The sequence below is a fragment of the Sphingopyxis sp. MWB1 genome (genome assembly GCF_000763945.1).
Lineage (GTDB): Bacteria > Pseudomonadota > Alphaproteobacteria > Sphingomonadales > Sphingomonadaceae > Sphingopyxis.
Genome location: NZ_JQFJ01000002.1, coordinates 1,149,725 through 1,164,342, shown reverse-complemented (window position 1 = coordinate 1,164,342; position 14,618 = coordinate 1,149,725). Strand labels below are relative to the sequence as shown.

The following is a 14,618-nucleotide window of genomic DNA, read 5'->3' as shown; positions in this document are numbered from 1 at the left end:
GTCGGCCCAGCGCGTGCGGGGGATCGATTATTTCATCATGGAGCGCCGGCCGGGAGCACGCGCACGCCGCCGCGTCTGCGGCTTGCCAAGGGCGCCATCCTCTGCCCTTCGGGGCTGATCAACGCCGAGGGAGGGGCAGGCGGGCGGCAACAGCAAAGGGCGGGGCCGCCGGACGGGCGCGACCATGCCAAGGGTTCGCGAAGGGCATTGCGGAGGACGCCGCGCGCGGCGCGGCGGCGCTTTGGTGGGCCGGCACCTCGGACATCGGTGCGGGCGGCGCACGGCCATGGAACCGCCCGGCCGGTCCGCAAGCCGGGCTTCGGCCCGGCTCCTCCACTGGCGTTGCGGCCCTGCGGGTGCGGACCGGCCTCGCACGGCGGTTCCCTTGTCCGCGAATCTCGCCGCCCGCCCCGCTGTCCGGGGCCGGCCGCGGCGGATTTGATTCGTGAGGAGATGCACCGATGGCTATCAGCTCCAATCCTTCGACCGAGACCAACCCGCTGGAACGCGCGCGGCTTGGCGCGCGCGCGGACGGGCGCGGCGCGCGTCGTTGCCGCACTCGCGGCGCGACCGGCAAGCCAGCCCGGCGCGGCGGTGATGCGGAGCATTCCGCCGCGCCGCGCGCGGCGCTCTACGACGAGGTCACCGCGCGCATCGTCGCCGAGCTCGAAGTGGGGCGCGTCCCGTGGGTGCAGCCGTGGGACACCGCAGCCTTCGCGCCGGGCCTGCCGCGCAACGCCGACACGCGCCGCGCCTATTCGGGGATCAATATTCTCATGCTCTGGGCCGAGGCCGCGCGGCGCGGCTTTCCGGCGCAGGGCTGGCTGACCTTCCGGCAGGCCATGGGCGCGGGCGGCACGGTCCGCAAGGGCGAGAAGGGCACGACGATCTTCTACGCCGCGCGCTTCACACCCAAGGGCGAAGCGGGGATGGACGAACGGAACGGTTCCCCCGACGCGGACGGTGAAGACCGTTCGGTCCCCTTCCTCAAGCGCTTCACCGTCTTCAATGTCGCGCAGTGCGAAGGGCTGCCCGATCGCTGCACGCAGCCCGACATCGCCATGCCGCCGCGCGTGACGGTCCCGCGCGCCGAGGCGCTGATCGTCGCGACCGGCGCCGATGTCCGCATCGGCGGGAACGAGGCCTATTACAGCCCCGCCGCCGACTATGTCGCGCTGCCTCCGCAACAGGCCTTCCGCCACCAGATCGACTATTATCGCACCGCGCTGCACGAACTCGGCCACTGGACCGGCCACCCCTCGCGATTGGGCCGCGACCAGACGGGCGGCTTTGCGAGCGAGGCCTATGCGCGCGAGGAACTTTGCGCCGAACTGGCGAGCGCCTTTCTTTGCGCGGCGCTCGCTATCGAGCCGACCGTGCGTCATGCCGATTATATCGGTGGCTGGCTCGACATCATGCACCGCGATGCCCGCGCCATCTTCAAGGCCGCGAGCCACGCGAGCAAGGCCGCCGATTATCTGCTTAGCTTCGCGCCCCAAGTCGCCGCAGTCTCGGCAGGAGACAGGCCGTGACGCTCCTCCCCGCCCATCTTCGCTTCGCGCTGATCGCCAATGGTCATGCGAGCCGTATCCACCGCGCGCAGGAAAAGCCTTTCGATCCCTGGCCGGTCGTCAAATTCTTCTCGCCCGTCGGTGTCGCCACTTGGCTTGCGACCGAAATCGACAGCGATGGCGATACGCTGTTCGGCCTTGCCGATCTCGGTTTCGGCTGTCCCGAACTTGGCTGTTTCTCGCTCGCGGAAATCGCCGCCGTGCGCCTTCCGTTCGGCCTCGGCATCGAGCGCGATCGCCATTTCGATCCGCTTGCGCCGCTCTCGCGCTGGACCGAGACGGCGCGGCGCACGGGATCGATCAGCCTCGCCGAAAAGGCGCTTCTGCGCCGCAAGTTCGACCGGCTTCTGCCCGATCCGCCCGCCCGTCCCGATGGACCGGCGCGCGGCGAAGGCAGCTGACGCGGCGGCGCGTTTCGCCGTCTCTGCCGGTTCGACTTTTCCGCAACGCCGAACCGGCGCCTCAATGGAGTGAAGGATATGAAGCTTGATTTTCTCGACCTCGACACGCTGGAGGTCGCCAAGAGCAATATGCGGTCCAAGGGCAAGCCCCCCGATGTCGCCGACATTCTGCCGAGCATTGCCAAGCGCGGCATATTGGTGCCGCTGCTTGTGCGGCGATGCGCGCGGACAGGAGAAGAGGCGCCGGACGGCGCGCGTTTCGAAATTGTCGCGGGACGGCGGCGCTTCACCGCGGCGCAAATCCTCAAGCGCGAGGGCAGGGCGGTGCCTCCGCTGCCCTGCGCAATCCTCGACGACGGCGACGATGCCGACGCGCTCGAGGCTTCGATGCTCGAGAATCTGGCGCGTGTCACGCCCGATGAGGTTGGGCAGTGGGAAGCCTTTGTCGGCCTTGTCAAAGCGGGACGCAGCATCGACGAGGTTGCCGAGACTTTCGGCTTCGAACCGGCAGCGGTGAAGCGTATCCTCGCGCTGGGCAATCTTGTTCCGCGTATCCGTAATCTCTATCGCAGCGGTGCGATAGATGCGGCAACCGTGCGTCATCTCACCTTGGCCTCGAAACGCCAGCAAAGCGCATGGCTGGCGCTGTTCGGCGACGAAGAAGCCTATTGTCCGACCGGGCATCAGTTGAAGGCGTGGCTGTTCGGCGGGGCAGCCATTGCCGTGTCGCGCGCGCTGTTCGATGTCGCCGAAAGCGGCGCTGCTATCGTGTCCGACCTATTCGGGGCGGAAAGCTTTTTCGCCGATGCCGACCAGTTCTGGACGTTGCAGATGGCCGAAATCGAGGCGCGCAAATGTGCCTATATCGAAGATGGCTGGTCCGATGTCATCGTCATGGCCAAGGGCGACTGGTTTCGGTCATGGGATCATGCCCATATCGCCAAGCGCAAGGGCGGGCGCGTCTATATCGAGATACGCGACAATGGCGAGGTCAGCTTCCACGAAGGTTATCTCACCGCGCGCGAAGCGGCGCGCGGCGAACGCAGCGCGTCGGCAACCGAGCCCAAGCCCGCGCGGCCCGAGCTGAGCGCAGCGATGAATGCCTATATCAACCTGCATCGCCATGCGGCGGTGCGCGCCGATCTCGCGCGTAACGGCGGGGTCGCGCTTCGGGCTATGCTCGCGCATGTCATCACGGGATGCGGCCATTACCGCGCCGACATCGAGGCGCAGCGCGCGCCGAAGGAGGCTATCGCCGAGAGCCTCGAAACCGCGCCTGCCGAGGCCGTCTTCGATGAAAGGCGCCGCGCGGTGCTTGGCCTTCTTGGTTTCGATCCCGAGACGCCGACCGTCACTGCCGCCCCCGGCCACCGGCCTCCTTTTGCGGCGGTCTTCGCGCGGCTGCTCAAACTGCCCGAGCCGGCCCTTTTTGATATCATGGCCATTGTGATGGGCGAGACGCTTATGGCGGGCCATGAAGCGGTCGAGGTGGTCGGACTCGAGCTTGGCACCGATATGCGCCAATATTGGCGCGCCGACCCGGCTTTCTTCGAACAGCTTCGCGACCGTGAAATCCTGCTCGCCATCCTTGGTGACATGGCTGGCGAAGCGGTCGCGCGGGCCAATGAAAAGGAAAAGGTGAAGACGCTCAAGACGATCATCGCCGACCATCTCGAGGGCACCAATGGGCGCAGTGCCGTCACCTCATGGGTGCCGCGCTGGATGGCTTTTCCTCCCGGCTGCTACAGCGAGCGGGGCGGCGTTGCGAGTGTGAGCGCGCATCGGCGCCTGCGCGCCGATTGCGAAGCTTGGCAGCTGGATCTCGATGCGCGGGACAGCGCGGCGGAATGCGGCGAAACCTGTGTTGGGGAAGGCAAGGAGGACCCGGACGCCGACAGCAAAGCGCCCCCGCTCGCGGCGTGAAACGCAAGAGGGGCGGGCGGTCATGCCCGCTCCTTTTCATGTGCGGCATTGCGTGTGCGAAAGCGAGGGTGGGGGAGGCGGCGTCTTCTCACGGGCGCGCACCTTACTCCGGTGCGGGCTATCTGTCGCCGGGATTAGCTCCCGCCAGTGAACAGCCCAGAGGCAGGTGAGATCATCGCCGGGACCAGCCAGACAGGAAGGGATAAATGCGCTGATACTGGAGATTGCATGCAGCGGCCTACCAAGACCGAGCAGCCGGTGCGTCGCAGAATCCGGATGCTCCTCGCTAGTCATCAAGGGGCTGTTCCAAAACTGCTCCGGATCGCCGAAGGATACCGACTGCCGTCAGAGATCGCCTAAACTTCGTCCTATGCGAAGAAGTCGATCGGTCGTACATTCTCACGCTGCCAAAGCTGAACGCTCTCACCTGTTGACCGAACGCCGAATACGCTCATCTCTTGTACCATTATGGCCAGCTGGCGATCAAGTTGTGAGGTAGATGCGGGCTCTGCCACCCGCCTGTCGTCGAGCGCATGAATTGGCAGCGCCGATGGACCTGACCACCAGCTTTTATCATCAAGTTTCGGCCAGTGAGCAATCGGATCGTCGATATATCGCCGGTCCATATGAAATCCGTGAGGGCCGACGGCAGCCAAACCATCTCGATCGAGTCCGCCAAACCAGCGACGGAACATCGAAGGGGTAGGTCTCTGTGCGTAGCCGGAAGTCTTGGCTGAACCGGCGAAATAGGTGAGGGCAGCATCTATGAACATCGCTGATGTTCCATCGGTCCGCGTGAAACTTCCGGTATTGATTGTCACCACATCACCAAGCGCGACAGAGGTGTTTACGGCCGTTCCCGCCAAGCCCAACGACTGTACACCTGCTCCGGAAAGCGACAAAATCTCACCCTCTCCCACCACGCCGTTGCCGTTGCCATCGCGCCAAATGCGGAAATCGGCGAAACGATCGTCGGCGGAAGAAAGCATGCTATCGCCATTACTGTCAAAAGCGCGCAGGCCAACGAGATCGGAGGCTGCGCCTTCCACGTCGCCTACAAAGCTGAGTTCGCCAGCGTTGCTAAGTGTGCCATTGCCATCGCGGTCGAGGAACAATATCCCTTCGCCGCTGCCTACCCAGCTCGTATCATCGGCGAAACCGTCGCCGTCCATATCGTACCGCGCGTTGCTGATGCTCGCTGACAAGGTGCTTACACCGCCGCCATCAAGATCGAGAATGATTGGTGAGGTGATGCCGACCTCTTCCCCGTCCGAGAACTTCAGCTTTTCAACTGCCTTAAGACTATCGGTTCCGTCATCCCCGTCGACTGCGGGCGCGTTGTCCGACACGCTGAGCATGCCACCCGAGGTAACCAACGAATAGTTGATCCGCAGCCCGGAAAACAGCGCCGTATCGATTCCTGCGCCGCCATCCAGGGTGTCATTACCTTCGCCGCCGGCGAGGATATCGTTGCCGCTCCAGCCGTAAAGCGTGTCATTGCCTGCACTGCCATCAATCGTGTCGGCTGCTGTGCTACCTATGATCACGTCGTTTCCGGACGTTTGGTTCTGGACGATCCGGAGCGCCTCCATGGCTTGCCATCCGACTGTCGTTTCGGTGACCGATCCATCCGGCCCCTGGACCTGGAAGACGAAATTCTCGATGCGGTTAAAGTAGCGCTCCTGATAGCTCACATCCTGATTGTCGATCAGGATAGAGTCTGTCGTTCCGGAAATCGCGATTCGCAGATCGTTCCAATCAGCAGTGGTCTTGCTGAGAATAAGATCTTCGAGCGCTATGCCCAATCCGAAGCGCAAGGTTTCGGTGCCGCCCACGGTGAACTGGCTCTCATTCTCATAGATGGTGTCCTGTCCATCGCCGAGATTAAAGACATAGGTGTCGTTACCAGTATCACCGCGCAGATAGTCGTTTCCGGTACCGCCTATCAAAATGTCATTGCCCGCATTCCCGTAAAGGATGTCATTACCTCCGAAACCATTCAGCATATCTGCTCCACTGGTTCCGTTGATCGTTTCGTTGCCTGCGCGCGCCACGCCCAGCGCAAATTGGTTCGCGATTTCGGTCGCATCCCAGAAGCTGCCATCGGCAAACTCGATGCGCTCAATTCCATGGTTTCCGGTCAGTTGTTTTTCGACCACAATGCTCTCGGACCGCCCCAAGAAGCCAATTATGAAATTCGCCCCGTTGTTCTGGTCTGGATCAATCAAGACGTCGGCTGCCGAAATCCCGGCGCCGAAGACAAGCTTGTCTGCCGTATCGTTTCCGCCATCTGCGATGACGTCGTTTCCATCGTTAATCGCGTAATGGTAGCTGTCGTTGCCGGCTCCTCCTTCGAGGCGATCATTTCCGACACCGCCGGTTAGCTGATCGTCGCCTGCCAGCGCCCGGATATTATCATTGCCCGCGCCGCCATTCAAAATGTTGACGGTATCATCGCCCCCCAAATAGTCATCACCTGTTGTTCCTTGGCGGGTTAGATATTCGGCGCGTATCTTCGCTTGGTCCCACACAGTCCCATCGGCGAACGAAAGGCGCTGCACCCCGTTTGCGCTCGAAGCCGCGAATTGATTCTTGAGCGCGATCGATCCCGAATGGCCTGCAAAGCGGATAACGATATCGTTGGAACTGGAAACCGAGGTCGAGAAATAGATATTGTCGGGCGCAATACCAGCACCAAGAAGGACGACATTCTGACCACTAAGATCGTCGATGATGTCGTCTCCGTCGCCGGGCGTATAGACGTATATGTCATTTCCGGCTTCGCCACGGAGAAGGTCGTTGCCGAGGCCGCCAGTCAGACGGTCGTGACCGGCCCCACCATTCAGCACATCATCGTCTGCGCCGCCCAAGAGTTCATCGTTACCACCACCGCCAGACACTACATCATTGCCGCTGCGGCCATCCAGCGTGTCGGCGTTACCCGTTCCGTTGATAACGTCATCACCAGGCGTTCCCATATCTTCCACGAAACGACGAGATAGCTCGAGTGCCGACCAACTCGTTCCGTCAGCGAACTCGACGCTGTCAATTTCCCATTCGTGGCTGGCACCGACCTGATTCTTGAGCGTTACGGAACTTTGACCGCCGAAAACAGAGAGCAGCATATCTGCGGGATTGGACGGTGACACGCCAACACTCACGTCGTCAGGTGTTATCCCAGCGCCGAACAGGATGCGATCGCCGATAGTACCATAATATTCGAAATAATCGGACACGATATCATGACCGTCACCAACATTGTGCACGAACGTGTCCGAACCTCGGCCACCCCGCAGTGTGTCATTTCCACGACCGCCAACCAGCGTATCATTGGTATAGAAGTCGTCGATTATATCGTCATCATCGGTCGAAGCCGCGGCGAGTATGGCGAGGCGCAGGTCTTCTTTAGTCTTTAATGTGCCGTCCTCGAACTTAAAGGATTCGACGTCGCGCCAAGTATATCCCGTTGTACTGCTGAACGTTCCAAGCTGTCCTCCGATGAAAAGGGTGTCCTGCCCGCCAGGCAGCTGAATGGTGAGGTCGTTCCCGCTTCGGCTAAAAGTCAAATCCTCCCAAGCGATACCGGGACCAAATTCGATGCTGTCGTCGTCCGAGAAATTGGCATTGTCGACGGTTTCACGAATTTCGTCATGCCCCGATCCATAGCCGAAAACATAAGTATCGGCCCCGTCAAGACCTTCGAGAATATCATTGCCAGGACCACCGTTGAGCCGATCGGCAGTCACAAAGCCAACAATGTGATCGTCGCCATTCGTCCCGGCCAATACCCGCGATTGAATATCCCCATTTGTCAGAAAACTGCCATCGGCGAACGTGAACCGTTCGACATCGTGCCAGCGATAAATGTTGGTCACACGCCATTGATCGGTCAGTCGGACAGTGTCACTTGTACCAATTATTGAAATCACGAGATCGTGGTCATCCCGCGTGAAAGTAAGATCTTCTACGGTAATATCGGCGCCGAAGCGCAACTCGTCATCTTCCGCAAGGTTAGCGTTGGATAGCGACTCGCGAATCTCTTCCTGCCCATACCCCCGCCCGAATATGTAAATATCGGCCCCGTCGCCGCCGATGAGTATGTCATTGCCCGCACCGCCATCGAGCGTGTCCGATCGGAACGTCCCCAGAATGGTGTCGTCCCCCGGCGTTCCCCCTGTCAGGCGTACCGCAACATCATGGTCAGTCCATATTGTGCCATCGGCGAATTCGAAGCGCTCAACGTCCTGCCATGCAAGCCAATTCGAGAATGCGAACTGGCTTTTGATTGTCAGCGTCTCGCCTGTGGAGATCACCGTGAATACCAAATCGTCGCCGTTTCGTGCGATGGTCAAGTCTTCGGGAACAAGTCCGGGGCCGAAGATCACCCTGTCCGCATCGCCGAGATTGGCATTGGTGACCGATTCCTCGATTACATCATGCCCGTAGCCTGAATCAAAATGATACACATCCGAGCCGTTGCCTCCGCGCAGAACGTCGTTTCCGGTGCCGCCGTCAATAACATCGGCATTGTCAAAGCCCGTTATGATATCGTCGCCCGGGGTCGATGTGAGGAACTGCATACGAACCTCGGCGGCCGTCCAGGTGACGCCATTCGAGAATTTGAATAACTCGATATCCTGCCACGTATGCCAGGCCGTAAAGGCAAACTGGCCCTCGATCGTGAGACGGCTTCCATCAGACAGCGATATAACCAGATTATTTCCGACGCGCGCGAGTTGGATATCCTCGGGCGCAAGGCCATCGGTGAATTCCACGCTGTCGTCATCGCCATACATGACGTTGTCAACGCTCTCGCGGATGATGTCCTGTCCCGATCCGAGGCCAAAGCGGTATATGTCGCCGCTGTCGCCGCCGGACAAGATATCGTTGCCTTCGCTCGCTTCAAATGTATCGGCAAGCGCAAAGCCGACCACAATGTCGTTTCCGCTAGTAGTATTATTGGCGATCCAGCGAGCGTTGAGGCCTTCCCACGTCCAGACAGTGCCATCGACGAAGCGGATTTCCTCAATCCGGCTAGGGCCCCAAACTCCGAACACGCCCGTGTTGAGGAGGCTGTTCTGATTTTTCAGAGTGATGCTGTCACCGGAGGCCCCGATATGCAGCGTCAGGTCGTTGCCTGATCGGCTAAGAGCGATCATCTCTTCAGCGATGCCTTCGCCGAGCGTTACATAATCCGGGCTGTCGTCGACGTTCAAAATACCGTCGCCGAGGATGAAGCTGTTATTGTCATATATAACGTCTTGGCCATCGCCGATATTGAACACATATTCATCACCCTTGCCGCCGCCCGATAGCGTATCGTTGCCCTTTCCGCCGATCATGCGATCGGAGTAGAGATCCCCCCAAAGCTGATCGTCACCATCGCCGCCGGTTGTAGTAATTGCTGCAACTTGCTGCCAGTTGAGGACAACACCATCGGCGAACTCGAAACGCTCGATGCGGTGGAGCCATTGCGCTGCAAAGTAGCCCGTTTGGAACCCGTCGAACTGGTCTTTGACGGTCAACGTTTCACCTGTCGCGGTAATAGTAATGGTAAGATCTGGCGTGGCCGAAACGCGCCTGAAACTCACGTCAGCGAGGGTCAGCACCTTGAAACGGACGATGTCGTTCTCAGCGCTGTTGGCGAGCCCTCCGAGATCAACGGTTACATCGATGAAGCGCGACTGTTCGTCGATCGTATCGTTCCCCGCGCCCACACCAAATTCATAGACGTCGCCGCCATCCATGCCGATGAGCAGGTCATTCCCCGCGCTGATCTGGAAATGATCATAATTTCCAAAACCTCGTACGACATCGTCTCCGGCGGTTGTGGCACGCTCGATTAATAGGGTCTCAATTTCCTTGCTCGACCAGGCGGCACCGTAATGGCGGAACGAAAAGCCTTCGATGCGTGAATTCAGTGCAAGAGGGCCCGTGTAGCCCAGAACCGAATAACCGAACTGGCCTTCGATGATGACACTGTCGCCGCCTGTGCCGATCTTGATGCGCAGATCGTCATATTCCGCGCCCTCGCGAACAAATTGGATATCGCCGGGAGAGACATTCTCGCCGAAGATGAGCATGTCCGCAGCCCGCAGCCTAGGCGTTGTCTGGACGTCTCGAATGATATCCTGACCTTCCCCCCCGTTAACCACATAGATGTCGCCATCGTCACCCCCCATGAGCAGATCGTTGCCCGCAAGCCCCTGCAATACGTCGGAGTGCATCGTGCCGATAAGCGTGTCATTGTCTGCACTCCCTTTTCCAACGGCGATCGCGATGTCGGACACCTCATAGATCATACCGTTGGCAAACTGAATTTCTTCCACGCCCTTGTTGGAACTCAATAGATAATCAGCACCAAGAGTTGTGACCGGCGCAAACTGGCCTAGCACTCGGACCGTCTCCCCTGTGCCCGTCACGGTGATCAGCAAATCATTGCCATCATGCGCCATCGTGACGTCATCGGGGCTCAGAAAGGCGAAGCGAATACGGTCGCCGCTCACCCGGGCTTCATCATCGTTGATTACAGCATTGCCGATGGCGTGGCCAAAGACATAAGCGTCCTGCCCAGCGCCGCCGACGAACTGCTGGCTTCCGATTTCCGAAAAATAAGTCAGCGTTCCCGAATCATTGGCAGTGCGCGTGAGTGCCGATACGCTCCCGATCTTTAGTCCGTCGATGGCAAGTCCTCCCGCCAACGTCTCAATGTCGAGCGCGAGCGTCCTGCTGTCAGCTGCCTTGACCAGCTCAGCGAAGAAATAGTCACGCCCGACCTCAATCCCCGAAGTGCGCATGACCGTGCCCGCAAACGCGCCGAGAAGCGGTCCCCAATCGGCCCAGTAATCTGTCGCCGCCGCGGCGCTGGCCGGCATGTCGTCGAGGAAACCAGCGAGAACAGTCGCGATGGTATCGGCATTCGCCGCACGTAGTAGGTCGTGCGATTCATAATAGGTCAGGCCCGCGAATTTGGCCGAGAGCGGCCCTTGCGCAATCAGCTTGAACGCCATTTGGTTGAACTGGTTGTTCCAGAGTGCTTCAACTTCCGCCAGATTGCTCGTGAGAATCGCGCCGTTCTCATCGCGTGGCATCAGCTGAATGGCGACAAATTTCTCGAGAAAAGCGAGCTTGCGGGCATCGAAGCCGCCCGATCCGATCGCAGTGGCCGCAATGTTGTCAACGCCCGCCCACCGATAGAGAATATCCGCGATTTCGCCGCGCAATTGAGTGACGGTTGCGGAGTTATTCGCCACGAAGCTGTTGACCATCGACAGCAAAGTCGCGTCGTTCGTCATCGCTAAACGCAGGTTTACGAGTTCGCCGATACCCGCGATTTGCGGCAGCGCCGCTGCCGTTTGGCTCGGCGTCTGCGTGCCTGTCCAGCGCGTGTCGGTGTCGGACACGTCGAGCGCTATGTCGCCGACCTTGCCCGCCGTGCCGTCGGTTCGGGTAAAGCTTGCTTCGCGTACGACGACGTTACCGCGCACGTCTGTATCGGATAGCGTCGTCGCGGTGAGCGAGATACTGGCGATGCCAGCATGGGCGAGCGAGATCAGTTCGCCCGCATCGGTGACGCCATTACTGTTCGCATCCTTCCAGAGCCGGACGCTCGAAAAATCAGCATCGGCGATGCTGAAAACACCATCGCCATTGCTATCGAGTATGGCCAGCGCAGCGAAGCCCGAAGTCGTCCGATTGCCGAACATCTCGGTGATATTGTCGATCTGGCCATTGCCGTTGAGGTCGCGGACGAGAAAGGCATCGTTCCCACCGATCCAGCCCGCATTCTCGGCAAAGCCGTCGCTGTCAAATTCGAAATAGACTTGGCTATACTCGCGCGAGATCAGATCATAGCCATTGCCATCGAGATCGAGCACCAACGGGTCGAAGCCCTCAAGGCCGCGGCCCCAGCCGGCATAGAGCGCAAGATTGACATATTGCTCGACACCGTTCGATGCCTTGATGCCAGAATTGCTTCCTTGCTTGACCCGGCCCTGACGGAAGACGGTGAGACCCGCTGTGCCCATGCCGGTAGCCATGTCGAGTTCGTAATCGGTAATGCGTGCCGTCCCGCCGAGGCCCCAGCCTAAGTCGATCAACAAATCACCGCTTTCAGCATCCACCCGATATTTTGCAAACTTCATATAGGGCGTGTCAGCGGCCATGGCGGCGGCCGAGAACATCGCCTGCGCTCCAATAAACGGAAATGCACTTAGAAGCGCATTATAAGGAGACCATACTGCTGTACCGGATTCATTCCACCATTGCTGAACGCCGCCGTGCAGCTGGATACCGAAGCGACTCACTGTCTCGTCGGTATCGGCTCCAACGACCAGTGTTTTCGATCCCAGTTCGATGTGCGAACGACTCCCGCCGATCAGGACGGTATCATGGTCGCCGCGCGAAATGATGAAGTTCCGGTCCTCGTGATCGACTATGATGTTGACGCCGCCGAGCGAAACGATGGTGTCATTGCCTGCGCCGCCATCTAGCACATCATTGCCACCGAGCCCAGTGAGCGTGTCGTCGCCCGCGCCACCTGAGAGGTAGAATTTCGTTCCAACTTCGCTTCGCGAGCGAAGCCAATCAGCTCCGCTCCCTCCGAAAGCAGCTTCGGCTTTACGAACCGTGATCGACCTCTCGTCATCGATGAAGCCCAATATCGCATCCTCATCGACCCACGATACTTCCTCAGCCTCAAGGTCGATCAGAACCTTTTTTGACCATTCGCGCAGATCAATCGCATCAAACGCCCCGGATGCCTGAGTGCCTAGGTCGATATATGCAATTCCATCGTCGTTTACGCCTTCACCGTTTCGAGCAAGCACTAGCGTATCAGCACCGGAACCGGACTCCACGGCTGCCTTTTCGATCGAAGTGAGAGTATCATTGCCAAATGTCATGTCATTGACTTCGACTACACCCTCTCCGACCTCGGTCTCCGTCGTATTGCGGCCGTTAGCATCGCGGGCCCCGGTAATCACGAGATCGAAATCGCCACTCGCCAGCGCACCGGCCCCCTGAGCGAAGCCGGAAATGGGGGTTAGGCGTATGAGAGAGTCGCCGGTCGCATACTTGTAGACAACGGTATCGGTATCCCACGAGCCATCCAGTATATCGTCTCCGTCGCCAAGCTCAGAAATGATCAGATCGTTTCCGAACCCACCATCCAGCGTGTCGTTCCCCGACCCGCCGTCCAGCCGGTCGTCGCCGATACTTCCAGTAATTTCATCATTGCCATTACCGCCAAGGATGGCCGCCCGCCACCGCGAAAAACCCGGTTTGATCACACGATGCGGCCAGTCGTCGTGATAATTGATCACGTCATCGTGATTTGTCCCGTAGAGTATGTCGTAGCCATCTTGATCGTATTTGATGACACCACGGTTATAAAGATCCCGGACGAATGGCACGCCAGCAATGCCGAGCCTCAATATCGCCGCTGCCTTGTCCAGGTCATCGCCAAATGTACCCAACGACGGATTATTTCCGCCCACGGTGAGTGGTCCATTATGGACGTCCCAGTCGAAATTCGTATGGGTGTAGGTGCGCTCGGGGAGCGTTCCGTTCAGTTCAATTGCCACCGTCCGATCCATTGCTGCCGTTCCGTCACCTCCTATCGCGAACGGATCGATCAAGGGGCGGACAATCGGATTGAGATCTCGGGCGAATGGCCCACCCTGCCAATCAAAGTTGTCGGTCCCGGAACCACCACCCAACGGGTTTATGATCAAGCCTTCAATCGAGCGGGTGCCGTCTGCATTTACGACGAAGCGAACACCTTCGGAAATCTCGAATGCACTAGATGACCAGAAAAATACTCGATATGCGTAGTCATCGGCTCCGTCGTCAAAGTAGGCTTGATTGAAGCTCAGCTGATGAGAATTCGCACTCAGGCCAAGCTGAGCCTGCAATTCGCTTAGCGAAAAAGTCCGACCTCCAGCAGCGTCAAGATCATTTCCGCTGACGTTGAAAAACGCTTGCACGACTTCAAACATACTCGGAAGCGCAAAGCGTCCCGGCCCTAGCATGTAATCCAACTTATCGACCACCACGGATTCCGGCTTTAATCCATCAGGTCGAATAATTTTATCGTCGATAAGATTTAATTGAATCTCATCAGTTCCGTATAAAAATTTCTTCAAAACTTCGTCATAAAACGCAAAGCTTGTAGAATTAGCCATACGGATATCCTCTGTAATTTACATTGTTATTGCAGTCAGATAGACCGAGTACAATGCTATCTGTTGGCTTACGTGACGCGGGAACGGGAATTTTTCTTGATACCTTAACGTCTACTACCCAGAATCCCGGTTTTCTTTTCAAACTTTCTGCTATGCGATCATCCCATTCCAAGTCTGAAACATTCTCATGATCAAGATAGGCTGGAGGCAAAACCTCGCAGCATGACGGGAAATTCAAATAATATTCATATGAAATATCTAAATCTGAGACATTCGGATTTTCTGACTTAAATTTACTCCTCCATTCCAGAAAATGAACTCCGCCATCGAATTTCCACTTATCTGAAATTTCATCTTCATTATTTGCTAAAGTCACTAAAACTTGTGAAATCCTCTCGGAATTTGATATCTTTCTTCCCTCGGGCTTGCAATAGTCAATCGGTACGGCGCGTTCCTCGCCGCAACCGGATAATAGTGCCAATAACAAAATAGTTGCCCATCGATGATCGGCCATCATCCGGCCTCTCGACAGCAAGATA

5 protein-coding genes are annotated in these 14,618 nt (G+C 58.3%); 3 read left to right on the top strand and 2 right to left on the bottom strand.

Annotation, left to right across the window (positions count from 1 at the left end; all coding sequences use genetic code 11):
- Positions 1 to 461 precede the first annotated feature (461 nt).
- The 3 genes from JV18_RS0106335 (at position 462) to JV18_RS0106325 (ending at position 3,895) form a co-directional block, all read left to right on the top strand.
- Positions 462 to 1,532: an ArdC family protein gene (locus tag JV18_RS0106335; RefSeq protein ID WP_081944708.1), complete on the top strand. Its 1,071-nt coding sequence runs from the start codon at positions 462 to 464 to the stop codon at positions 1,530 to 1,532.
- Positions 1,529 to 1,972 (top strand): DUF2958 domain-containing protein, encoded by a 444-nt coding sequence (locus JV18_RS0106330; protein WP_052071771.1) that lies wholly within the window; start codon positions 1,529 to 1,531, stop codon positions 1,970 to 1,972. The genes JV18_RS0106335 and JV18_RS0106330 overlap by 4 nt, the downstream gene beginning before the upstream one ends.
- 78 nt (positions 1,973 to 2,050) lie before the next feature.
- Entirely contained in the window at positions 2,051 to 3,895 is a 1,845-nt protein-coding gene (locus JV18_RS0106325) for a ParB/RepB/Spo0J family partition protein (protein ID WP_033075021.1), read from the top strand.
- A 368-nt stretch (positions 3,896 to 4,263) separates the two neighbouring features.
- On the opposite strand, the gene JV18_RS15585 is transcribed toward JV18_RS0106325, so the two are convergent.
- Positions 4,264 to 14,079, bottom strand: coding sequence for a calcium-binding protein (locus tag JV18_RS15585; RefSeq protein ID WP_033073857.1), 9,816 nt, complete (start codon positions 14,077 to 14,079; stop codon positions 4,264 to 4,266).
- On the bottom strand, positions 14,072 to 14,596 hold the full coding sequence (locus tag JV18_RS15200; protein ID WP_144243876.1) for a hypothetical protein: 525 nt from the start codon (positions 14,594 to 14,596) through the stop codon (positions 14,072 to 14,074). The genes JV18_RS15585 and JV18_RS15200 overlap by 8 nt, the downstream gene beginning before the upstream one ends.
- Positions 14,597 to 14,618 lie beyond the last annotated feature (22 nt).